Genomic DNA, 11,014 nt, shown 5'->3' with positions numbered 1-11,014 from the left:
GATCTCAACTTCGCACCGACGCAACAAGCAAAGGCGAATCTCATTGCCGAAGGCATCCGTGAGCAAAGCATCGTGGTCACTGGCAACACCGTCATCGATGCTCTGCTTCTCGGAATTGCGCGAAGCCACACCACCAAAGATCCGCTACTGAAGCCGATCGAAACATGGACTGGCCCAATCATCCTTGTCACAGCCCACCGGCGAGAATCATGGGGAGAGCCCATGGACAACATTGCCCTAACACTAGACCAGATTTCAACCATAAGACCAGATGTGCTGATCGTCCTCCCGATGCACCGTAATCCACTCGTACGCAAAAGCCTAGTCACTAGGCTAACTGGGAAGAACAATGTCATTCTCACCGACCCACTCGACTACGGCGATCTATGCACCGTCATGAACATATCCACCTTGGTCTTGACCGACAGCGGGGGTATCCAAGAAGAGGCTCCCAGTCTTGGCAAGCCGGTACTAGTTCTGCGAACGACAACCGAACGGCCCGAGGGTATAGCATCAGGCAATGCCATCCTCGTCGGAACATCTCCACCCGATATTCTCCGATCAGTAGACATGCTGTTGGACGACCCAACGGAATACCAAAGAATGAGCACTAGCGCCAACCCCTACGGAGATGGCAACGCAAGCCTACGTATCGTCCAAGCAATTGCCAACTACTTCAACCATGGTGATCTGCCTGCCGACTTTCAACCCCGCGAAAACGAGACCTTCACGACACCATAGATGCAAACACTCCGACCATCGGGCTATTTAGAGCGCCCTTTACGGAGGAGGCAACGCAACATCTCCTCTACCTTGTTGTTTTCCTATCCAGAAACCCTGCCAGTAAGGACTGTAGCAGATAATATGACGGGTGAAGGACTCCGACATGACCTTGACCACGACGGCAGCTCTTTGAAACTATTCACACCCTCTGGCGACGAAACTTCAAACCGATTGGAGCCAGGTTGAGTGTGGGCCGTGTGACACTACCCTTAGCAGGAACTATAACCTCAATTGGGTGCGGTGGCTATACTAAAGAACTACGACCTCGCTCGGCCCAGCCCTAATACCGTGCAGGTAAGACCTAATCTGTGCCAGCACACAGCCATACCGGGTGCCAAATAGGCAATGCCCCACGCGTCACCGGCTATTCGATCTTGTCTGGAACGCTGTGCTTGTGAGGGTGTCGCCTCCGGATGCTGCCGATGGTGGTGGCCGTCGAGGCATCCGCAACCGAGTTCCTTCTGCCCGTGTAATGGTCAACTTTGCTATCGGGATCGCGATCTGTGGAGAGTTCCTCTAAGGATGTGCAGATTTTCTCATCGACGAGCCGTTGCCAGATCCTCGTTGCACTGTGTCGCTGCTTCTTTGGAACCTTTAGGTCCTCCGTCAACCACGCACGTACCGTCGACTCATAGGCGCCAAGCTTTGGACGCACCTTGGGGGCACTCTTGCGCTCTGGTGGGATAGCGCTGGCAAGTGCTCGACGCACCTCTCGCCGATGGACTTTGAACTCCTTGGACGAGCGCCCGAATCGACATCCCCTCTTTGTTAACCGCATTCCTGATACTCTGATAGAGCTCCACTCTCAACATCCTTTTCTGACTTCTTGAAACAATTCGCATGCTTCAAGCCTATGAACCGTGGTGTTGAGGGTGGGGCCAGATTAGTCAATCGTGGTGGGGCCAGATTAGTCAAGCGTTTCCATGTGGCTTGGCTTTTTCGGTTTTGCTTCTCTCACTGGGGGATCAACCAGGTAGTAATAGCTTGAACGTGCGATCCCAAGGCACGTACTGGCCGCCTCGAGCCCAACGATCTCCCTGAGTTCGCCTACCGCCTTGACGATGGCGCGATTGGCTCTTGTTGATCCTCGGCGCTCCCTAGCGAGAGCTCTTCTAGTAGCGCCGATAATTTTCCCTGGACTTCGATGACCTTGTGTGATTTGGCCAGCTCAGACCGGAGTCTCTCGTTCTTGCGTTCGAGTTCTCTGGCCTTGACCCGGAGAGGATTGGTCTTTGGCCCACGCTTTCCCGAGAGGGCCTCTTGGCTCTGCTGGTGGATTATCTTGCGCCACTTAAGTGATCTGGGAGGCAAGGAGTCCCTCTCGTCGCAACAGCGCACCCTTTCCTCCCTGGGGACAGGCGTCGTACTCCTTTAGGATCCTGGCCTTGTAGCTCGGGGAGGGCACTCGTCTCTTTGCCTTTGGTGGGAGGGTCACCTCTTGGGTTGTGTTGTTCTCCACCGTCTCATCGTAGGTAGCCATCGCAACATCTCTGCCTTCTCACCCTCATTGGTTTATTTTTCAAGCCGCGCACACACTGATACTGAGACCTAGGGGAGCCCCCAACTTGGGTCGATTCCCGAGTGGACACAATGAGCTGGCGTGCGATTTGTACGTAGTGGCACCCACGTGGGATGGATCCTCAGAATGACACTTTGCTGAGAGCTGGTAACGCCTCTTTGGCAAGTTCCATGTGTTCGTGATAGCGCTCATGATAGGCGCGTGCGAAGTCACGGTCACCAGGCTCAATGATTGCTCCAGTGGGCAGGGTGTTCTTGGTAAGCCCAAAGGCCAAGCGGGCTGCGCCGAGCGTAGTGGCCTCGGCGGTGGGAGAGGCGATGACAGGGGCTGACGTCAGTGATGCGAGCGCCGAGTTGACGATTGCGTTAGTCCCGACCTTGCCATCGAGACCGATCGATGACAAGGGTTGCCCACTATCGTCGGCGATGGCCGTGATGAGGTCTGCCGCTGCACAGGCGATACCGAGGAGAAAGCCGTGAACGATCTCCGGTTGGCCGGCGTCGGGGACGAGATCCCCAATGACGCAGCGTCCGCCAAAGTCCCACACTGGAGCGCCGATGCCAGAATGGGCGGGGATGACAGTAGGTATGGCGTATCGTTCGGCCCTTTGGGCGATTGCCTCAGCTTCAGTGGCGCTTGCGAGCAGGCCATTGCGCTCGAGCCATGCGATGGCCGAGCCTGCGTTCATCCAAAATGCCTCCATGCCAAAAGTCGCTTGACCAGCCGAGGCATCGGTCACGATTGGAAAGGTGCCAGATGGGCCGCGACGGACGAATCTTGGATGTCGATCATCGAGTTCGATGTCGGCCACCGCTGAGGTGCCGAGCGTCACCTTGGCACGTGGCCGTTGACCGGCCAGTGAGGCCTGCTGGTCAGCGATCGTCACGGTGATGGGCACGGGGCCATGGGGTGAGAGGAAGGTTCCACGATCGGCGACGACATCGACGATCGGTGCGAGTTGATTGGGGGTGAGGTTGAGGAGTTCGAGCTGTGCCAGGTCCCATTGTCGACCTGAGGTATTGACAAGACCGGTCATCGCGGCGTTGGTGGCGTCGGTGGCGATTGAGGCTCCTTGACTCAGTCCAAAGGCCAACCAGGTATCGATGGTGCCGACCATGAGGTCTGGGTATTCGGAGCCGAACTCGTTGATAAGCCAGGTGAACTTGGTCGCCGATTGGTTTGGGGCGAACGTCGCACCATGCTGTGCAAGTGCGAGACATTGGCTTGCGGTTCGAAGATCCTCCCAACTGATCCCTGGCCCAACGGCTTGGACACGATTGCGGGTGAAGGCGACGACGCTGGCTCGTTGGTTGGTGATCGCAATACGGTCATACGAGCCGGCTTTGCCCAACTCCTCGAGGAGGGAACTGGCTGTTGTGAGGAGCTCCATAGGATCGAAGGTGACGTTGGCGGTTCCATCTCGCATCACCTGTAATGTTGCGGACAAGCTGGCAGTTATCGAGAAGGTCTCATCAATGATGGATGCCCGTATCGAACTCGAGCCAACGTCAAGGACGGCTACACGTTCCATTTGTTGACCCCTGATGCCTCGACGTGACGGCAAGCCTTAGCGGTTGGTGCGAGCCTTTCTTTGCCTGGATCATCTCGTCGATGAGTGGTGAGACACGGGGGTCCCGGGGCGAACTGGCTACCCCTGATCGGCCATGGCGATACAGTGCGCATGCTCGTGTGCAGCCCGTGAAGTTTTGCTGGACGCGAGCCAGTCGAACCCGGTTGACTTTGTTGTTCTTGATGAGGTATCGCCGTCTCATTGAGGAAGGGTAGCCCTTGAACCGTGGTGTCCTCATGAGAAGCCAAGTGGGTGCTCGTCGATGAGTCTGCTGGAGCACTCGATTGGCCCGGTGTTGCTTGAGCATGCACGCTGACAAACTAGCCGTTCTCGTACGATGAGTGGGTCTAAGTGGGCCAGGTGACCATCGCAGCGAAGCCCAATATCCTGCCAAGCATCTCGATGAACGTCGTTGTCAGGGTATGGCGATCGTAGCAAGCCCCAAACGGGTGGTCGCTGTGCATTGTTTACCAGTTGCTGCAGGTGGCGACCTGCCTGTCTTTGATGTGCCCGTGAGATAGGCCAGGTTGGTAGTCGTCTCGCAAGGCCAGCCATCCGACGATGCGCATCGCTGAGAGGATGTGTTCATGAGAGGCAACAAGTAGCGATAACGATCAACCGGCGCAACCGGGTCAGCTGGTTCCCGCGGACACGTTGGCGATTGAGCACGGCATGGTGTTGCGGTGTCGTGCTCATTCCCGGTCGAACGCTCCACTATCGGGCGCAGTCTGTCGGGTGCAAGTATCGCGCGTAGACAGGCTCGGTCTGGTGGTGAAGGGGTGGGTGTACCGGCGGCTAGAATCGAAGAGGTCAACAGGTTGGAGATCTTCCAAAGCTGGAATTGTTCTAGCTTTGTCGGTTCTTTGGGAATCAGGATCGTAGCAAATCAGGTTGACCATCGTGAGACGTGAGGGTGTGGAGCCGTGCCTACGGGCGCGAGCCATGTTGATAGAAAATAGAAGGAGCACACAATGGCGGAGCTGAAAACATCAAAGACTGCGGAAAACCTGAAAGAGGCATTCGCCGGGGAGAGCCAGGCGAACCGACGATATCTCTACTTTGCGCAGAAGGCGGACGTCGAGGGCTACCCAGACGTCGCCGCTTTGTTCCGCTCAGTTGCCGAGGGAGAGACCGGACACGCGTTTGGTCATTTCGACTTCCTGGCTGAGGTTGGCGATCCGGTCACCGGGGCCAAGGTTGGTGCAACCGAGGACAATCTCCGCTCGGCGATCGAGGGTGAGACCTATGAGTACACAGAGATGTACCCAGGTTTTGCACGGACCGCTCGTGACGAGGGCTTTGACGAGATCGCCGAGTGGTTCGAGGTACTCGCCCGTGCCGAGAAGAGCCATGCCGGCCGATTTGGTCAGGGTCTCGAGGCGCTCGCCTAGACAAGCGTCCGTCAGTCGGGGCCGTTCCATGTTCCTTGGTAGTGAGTTACCCAACGCCCTCTTCAGAGGGCGTTGGGGATTCATCGGTGGTGAAAGGTAGCACTCTCCTCCCGGAACGGCCAGCTAGCTCACTCTGGCTTACGTAACTTTTGGGCTGCTCGGTTGTTGATACGGCGTTGAGGCTCCTCGCTCGACGAGGGACCGGACTTGCACATTGACCGCCAGCGTCTACATGTTCGTGGAGATCGCTCTGTCAGCGATAATCGACACCCTTTCCGCTCGCAAGCCACCACAGTGAGCGAGCCCAGGGTGACTGGTGTGACACCATTGGTATTGCTTCGACCAAAGGGTGCACTTGTGACACATGAGCTTTCTCGGCATCGGGGTTCGTGATAAATGGCACGGTTCCAAATGGAGCGGTGCTCATTGGACCGATAGGCTGTGGACCCATCGCCAGGGAAGTGGTGTGGAGTCGGCTCACGGATTGGATTACTCAGACGGTGTGACGACGCAAACTGGACGGTTTTTGCGTGATCGGAGGTGGGTAAGCATCGACGATAGCGATGGGCATAGTTAGCTATGACGTGGTCCAGTAGAGCACAGTGAGGTGAGATATCGTCAAGGGCTTACCGTCGATGCAATGGTCGCACCGCTGAGGGGTCGCGCGTTGACGATCAGCGCCTCGTACTTTGAACGTTGTTTGGGTGAGATTGTGTCTCATCAGACGGCCCGTTGAGCGTGTCCTGGGGTCTCATCGTCTCCAAGGTGCGAAGCTACTCACTGGCCATGGTGCCTGCATCGCGAGGTTGGCCCGCTGTTCGGTTGCGGCCCGTTGGGCCGACTTGGATGCGATCGGGAAGCGACGGCCACATCGGTGGAACCTTTAGGGTGATGATTGAGACGGGAAGGTGTGGTCACCAGAATGTATCCACTGATGAGACGGCAAAGGCAGGCGACCCGATTGTGTGCCAACAACGTTTACCCAAGTGTTTGAGTACCCGACCCAGGAGAAACTCGTTGGCAGGCTCTCGGGTTGGCCAAAGAAGTCTGTAATAACTGAACGATCTATGGAAGCGAGGTAGCAGCAGGTGACAACCATCTACGACCCGAATGACCCCACCTATTACGACGAGACCGACCTGCGTGAGGAGCTCGGTCGGGTCTTTGAACTGTGTCACGGTTGCCGGATGTGCTTCAACTACTGTGACTCGTTCCCCATGTTGTTCAAGTTCGTCGACTCGAAGGATCAACAACACGCAGACCTTAGCGCGTCCGAGCAGGATGCGGTCGTTGATGCCTGCTTTGGTTGTAAGATCTGCTACGTCAAGTGCCCCTATATCCCGCCGCACGAATGGGCGCTTGATTTTCCGCGACTTATGTTGCGAGCCCAAGCTGTTCGCACTGCCGGACACCAGCGTGACCTGCGCGCTCGGGTCACTGACCAGGTGCTAGCCCGCACCGATCTCGTTGGCTCCATCAACCAGTCGATCTCGGGTCTGGTCAACCCTGTTGTCGCTCGTCCCAACACGCCGATACGGCGGGTCATGGAGCGGGTGGCTGGCGTCTCGAGTCAACGGCTACTGCCAACCTACGGCAAAGTGCGCTTTTCTCGCTGGTTCAAGGACCGACTGCCACGCTTCATTGCTACCCCGAGGGCCAAGGCGGCCATCTTTCCTACCTGCTTCATCGAGTATATGTCCCCAGAAATCGGTGCCGATGTGACCACGGTGTTTGAGAGTCAGGACATCGTCTGCTCACTTCCAGAGGGTGTCAAGTGTTGTGGTGCCCCTTGGCTACATCAGGGAAACGTGGCCGAGTTCACCCGTCAAGCGCGAGCGAACGTCGAACGCCTGGATGAGGTCGTCCGCCAAGGCAAAGATATCATCGTTGCCCAGCCAACCTGTGCCTATGTCGTCAAGCGCGACTATCCGATGTATGTCCCTGGCGAGCAGGCTGATCGGGTGTCTGAGCACACCTTCGATCCGAGCGAGTACCTGGTCAATCTCATGCGCAAGGATCGTTCCATGAGCCTTGGGTCGGGCACCATGGATGAGGAGGTGGTGTTTCATGCCGCCTGTCACACTCAGGCACAAAATGTCGGTCTGAAGGGCCGCGATCTTCTCAAGAAGCTTGGTCTGAAGGTCCGGGTTGTCGCCAAGTGCTCGGGTATCGACGGAACATGGGGATACCGGAGTGAGAACGCGACCTCATCACGAAAGATGACCCAGTCCCTCGCTGACCAGATCGCCAAGACTAACTCGACGACGGTCGTAGGGGACTGTCACCTGGCCAATACCGCAATCGATGAGGCCCTCGGCGTTAGAGTGGAGCACCCGATCTCGTTAACTCGACGGTTGATGGGCCTTGAGAACCAACCACCATTGAAAGGACAATAATCATGCGTACGCTTACCATTGACGACATTCTTGATCTTCGAGCCTACGAGAAGGTTCGAAGCCAGCTGCGCCAAGAGGTGATCGATCTCAAGAGGCTGCGTCGGGTAGCTCTCGGGCCGATGATCTCGGTGGTGTTTGAGAACAAGCTCACGATGCGCTTTCAAGTACAGGAGATGGCTCGGGCGGAACGGATGATGCGTGATGAGGACATCCAAGCGGAGCTCGATGTCTACAACGAGTTGATCCCGAACAAGAATGAACTCGTCGCGACGCTCTTTGTCGAGCTCACCACCAAGACCGAATTGCAGGAGTGGTTGCCCAAGCTCGCAGGGGTGGAGCGAAGCCTGCAGCTGTTGGTCGACACGGTCGTCATCCCTGGGAAGCTTGAAGCCTCACACGAAGAGCAGCTCACCCGATCGGATGTGACGGCGTCGGTGCACTACCTACGCTTTGCGATACCAGACCAAGTGGCCAACGCCTTACTCGATCGTGAGGTGCACCTGATCGTGCACCACAGCTCCTACGAGGCCGACGTGGTGTTAGGTGACGAGCTCAAGCGATCGCTCGTCGATGATTGGCAAATAGGCTAGCCAGGGGTGGGATATCTCGATCCCTGTGATCGAGCATCACGCCACCACAGGTGGTCTTGGCCCTTTGGTCAATGTTGCGAACGCACTCGCGTTATGCGAGGATGGTCTTACAGGTTTTGGTCGCCAAGGCTGTGCACCGCTCATGGTGGTGTAACGGTCTAATAGTTCGAGTCAATTGAGGGAGGTAGTCAGTGGATTTCGAGTTCAACGAGGAGCTCACCCAGCTTCGCGATACGGTACGCCGTCTCGCCAAGGAGAAGGTGGCGCCTCGGGCGCGTGAGATCGATCTGACTGGTGAGTACCCCCAGGATCTCTTCGAGCTCTTTGGGACGACCGGCCTCTTCGGGCTCTGCATTCCAGAAGCGTACGGAGGATCTGGGGCAGGCATTCTCGGGCTCACCATCGCGATCGAAGAGGTCGCCAAGTACTCGAACACTGCGGCGTTGATGCTGTTGCTCTCTCGACTCCCCACGGGCCCGGTGATGATCGCAGGCTCGGAGGAGCAAAAGCAGCGGTATCTTCCAGGCATTGCTAGCGGAGAACAACGCGCATCTTTTGGTCTCTCTGAGGTCGGCGCGGGCTCCGACGTTGCCGGGATGCGCACTACCGCTATTCCTGACCCAAAGGTTGAGGGTGGCTGGATCCTTTCCGGCTCGAAGGTGTGGATCTCCGGGGTTGCCCAGGCCGACTGGTACACCGTCTTTGCCAAGACAGGCGACCCGGCCTCTCGCCGTCACGACTCCATCACCGCGTTTATCGTTGATCGCAACCTCGAAGGGGTTTCGGTGCCAAGGGTCGACAAGAAGATGGGTGTCAAGGGTGTAGACACCGGTGAGCTCCTGCTCGAGTCGGTGCATGTGCCGGCCGAGAACGTCATCGGTGAGGTTGGTGGGTTTCGGCTCGCCATGTTGGGGCTGAACTCGATGCGTCCCATCGTCGCTGCCCGAGGGCTCGGTCTTGCTGAAGGAGCCCTTATGTATGCCGTGAACTACGTCAAGGAGCGGGGTGCCTTCGGCCACACCATCGCTGACTTCCAGGGTATCCAATGGGAGATTGCCAGGATGGCAACCGAGATCGAAGCCGCCAGACTGTTGACCTATCGGGCGGCATGGATGGCGGACCGTGGCGAGTTCACCCGTGAATTCGTCCCCTTCCTCTCGATGTCTAAGTACTATGCCACCGAGATGGCCGTGCGAGCCTCGTCGTTGGCGGTGCAGCTGTTGGGGGCTGCAGGTTATATGCAGGATCACCCGACGGAGATGTATTATCGGGATGCTAAGCAGCTCACGATCGTTGAAGGAACCACGCAGGTGCAGCTCGGTCTCATCGGGCAAGGGGTGCTGCGCGGCGACCTGTGGTGGGATTAGCCACCAGCGTCACCAATCTCTACCGGCATCGCTAGTCCCTACGGTATCAGGTCGATTGTGAGCTCCAGCGTGCCGCTCTGCTTGCCACCGTCTCGCCAACCTCACCAGCTCTATCACGAATACCCTCTCGACCACGACAACGCGGTGGCCATCAGCACAGTGTCGTTGGCACCGTCATCATCTCACCACCGTGTCAAACCCAGCACAGGGCCGCTCCAAAATACATGTACATTTATCTGCATATCCAGCTGAGTACTACGAGATACTGCCTAGCAGCAGGGCGTGGCCAGTATCGTCGGGTGCCACCGGCGCCGATAGTCTGTTTCTCATGTAATGTCGTGGGTGCATTGGCCACTTTCAGGCATGAGAAGGTATTGGCGCACCTGAGAGGCTGTATGCGGACACGTTGCTAGTGCGAATGGGGTGAGATTGGCAGGGATATGTTGAGGTGAGTAGCGCTGGTGAACTCAACGCAACCGCGTTGATGAGACGATCCATGACGCCGGTCCTCACATTGCGTCGATTGAACCGGAAACAGATCGCATCTAGGTAGGAGCCAAGGTGCTCACGAGACGGTGAGCGGTGAAAGGTCCCTTGAAGTACTGTCTTGAGATTGGAAATCTGGGTGTGTAGGACTGGGGAGAAGTGCTCATCCTCGCCGAGGTGTGCTGAGATCGTACGCAGATGCTGATAGCCCAAGTGACCCAGGGCGTTCAAGCCTCCCATACCATCGGTCTCAACGATTGCCTGCTTATCCACCATAGTGAGGACTCTTTGACCGATCTCGTCTTGGTCCCAGCCATCCACAGGGGTGACCGCCATGAACCTTGGATGTAACTTCTCATCCATGTGACACCGATAAGGCAGGGAACCTTCTTGGTTGAACGGCCTGGTCTGCCTGGGACAACACCACCGACAAACAGGTCATCGACATCGACGATCCCGTCTCACAGGTACCTACTCTCACGTTGGGACATCGCAGAACGCAATCTAGCCAGCACGTACCACGTGAGTTGTGTACCGGACACCGATCTTCTTTGCTAGCTCTACTGCGCTGATTCCTCGCTTTGATTCAGAATCAAGGTACATGGCCATGAACCAATGGCGAAGTGTGAGACGGGTTCGGTGCATGATGGTGCCAGCCGTGAGGGAGGTGATGTGTCGACACGATAAGCACTGGATCTGTTTGAGGGAACGACGGTAGCAATGACCTAATGTTTTGCACGTGGGGCAGACGAATCCATCTGGCCAACGCTTTGCGAAGAGCGCTTCACCACACTTCTCCTCGGTTCCAAACTGACAGGAGAACTCCTAAAAACTCAAACCCTTGGGCCGACCGATTCCACTCATACCCTCAAGAGGTGCTCTAGCTGTGACAAACATCTGGCGGTGTAGTAC

The 11,014-nt window shown here is 56.9% G+C and carries 9 protein-coding genes; 5 read left to right on the top strand and 4 right to left on the bottom strand.

All coding sequences use genetic code 11. The annotated features are described in order from the left end of the window. On the top strand, positions 1-741 hold a 741-nt coding region (gene wecB / locus MP439_10900), incomplete at its 5' end, for a UDP-N-acetylglucosamine 2-epimerase (non-hydrolyzing) (protein ID MCI2976561.1). A gap of 406 nt (positions 742-1,147) precedes the next feature. Here wecB and MP439_10895 read toward each other — a convergent pair. The 3 genes from MP439_10895 to MP439_10885 form a co-directional block, all read right to left on the bottom strand. Continuing rightward, positions 1,148-1,561: a hypothetical protein gene (locus MP439_10895; protein MCI2976560.1), complete on the bottom strand. Its 414-nt coding sequence runs from the start codon at positions 1,559-1,561 to the stop codon at positions 1,148-1,150. 513 nt (positions 1,562-2,074) lie between these two features. Beyond that, on the bottom strand, positions 2,075-2,263 hold the full coding sequence (locus MP439_10890; protein ID MCI2976559.1) for a hypothetical protein: 189 nt from the start codon (positions 2,261-2,263) through the stop codon (positions 2,075-2,077). 160 nt (positions 2,264-2,423) lie between these two features. Further along, positions 2,424-3,833, bottom strand: a complete 1,410-nt coding sequence (locus tag MP439_10885) for an FGGY family carbohydrate kinase (GenBank protein ID MCI2976558.1) — start codon at positions 3,831-3,833, stop codon at positions 2,424-2,426. A gap of 1,010 nt (positions 3,834-4,843) precedes the next feature. On the opposite strand from MP439_10885, the gene MP439_10880 reads away from it, so the two are divergent. The 4 genes from MP439_10880 (at position 4,844) to MP439_10865 (ending at position 9,616) form a co-directional block, all read left to right on the top strand. Then, positions 4,844-5,263, top strand: coding sequence for a rubrerythrin family protein (locus MP439_10880; GenBank protein MCI2976557.1), 420 nt, complete (start codon positions 4,844-4,846; stop codon positions 5,261-5,263). Between the two features lie 1,088 nt (positions 5,264-6,351). Continuing rightward, on the top strand, positions 6,352-7,659 hold the full coding sequence (locus MP439_10875; GenBank protein ID MCI2976556.1) for a hypothetical protein: 1,308 nt from the start codon (positions 6,352-6,354) through the stop codon (positions 7,657-7,659). Between the two features lie 2 nt (positions 7,660-7,661). Beyond that, entirely contained in the window at positions 7,662-8,249 is a 588-nt protein-coding gene (locus MP439_10870) for a DUF3501 family protein (GenBank protein ID MCI2976555.1), read from the top strand. 191 nt (positions 8,250-8,440) lie between these two features. Next, complete coding sequence (locus MP439_10865) at positions 8,441-9,616, top strand: acyl-CoA dehydrogenase family protein (protein MCI2976554.1); 1,176 nt, start codon at positions 8,441-8,443, stop codon at positions 9,614-9,616. 357 nt (positions 9,617-9,973) lie between these two features. Here MP439_10865 and MP439_10860 read toward each other — a convergent pair whose 3' ends face one another. Then, a complete protein-coding gene (locus MP439_10860; protein ID MCI2976553.1) occupies positions 9,974-10,465 on the bottom strand; it encodes a transposase in 492 nt (163 codons plus the stop codon). Positions 10,466-11,014 lie beyond the last annotated feature (549 nt).

It is taken from the genome of Ferrimicrobium sp. (genome assembly GCA_022690815.1).
Classification (GTDB): domain Bacteria; phylum Actinomycetota; class Acidimicrobiia; order Acidimicrobiales; family Acidimicrobiaceae; genus Ferrimicrobium.
This window is presented reverse-complemented; position numbering and strand designations above follow the sequence as displayed.

Excerpts from the sequence above, each read along its gene's own strand:
- MP439_10895 (MCI2976560.1), bottom strand. The coding sequence starts at position 1,561 with ATGCGGTTAACAAAGAGGGGATGTCGATTCGGGCGCTCGTCCAAGGAG.
- MP439_10890 (MCI2976559.1), bottom strand. The coding sequence starts at position 2,263 with ATGGCTACCTACGATGAGACGGTGGAGAACAACACAACCCAAGAGGTG.
- MP439_10885 (MCI2976558.1), bottom strand. The coding sequence starts at position 3,833 with ATGGAACGTGTAGCCGTCCTTGACGTTGGCTCGAGTTCGATACGGGCA.
- MP439_10880 (MCI2976557.1), top strand. The coding sequence starts at position 4,844 with ATGGCGGAGCTGAAAACATCAAAGACTGCGGAAAACCTGAAAGAGGCA.
- MP439_10870 (MCI2976555.1), top strand. The coding sequence starts at position 7,662 with ATGCGTACGCTTACCATTGACGACATTCTTGATCTTCGAGCCTACGAG.
- MP439_10860 (MCI2976553.1), bottom strand. The coding sequence starts at position 10,465 with ATGGATGAGAAGTTACATCCAAGGTTCATGGCGGTCACCCCTGTGGAT.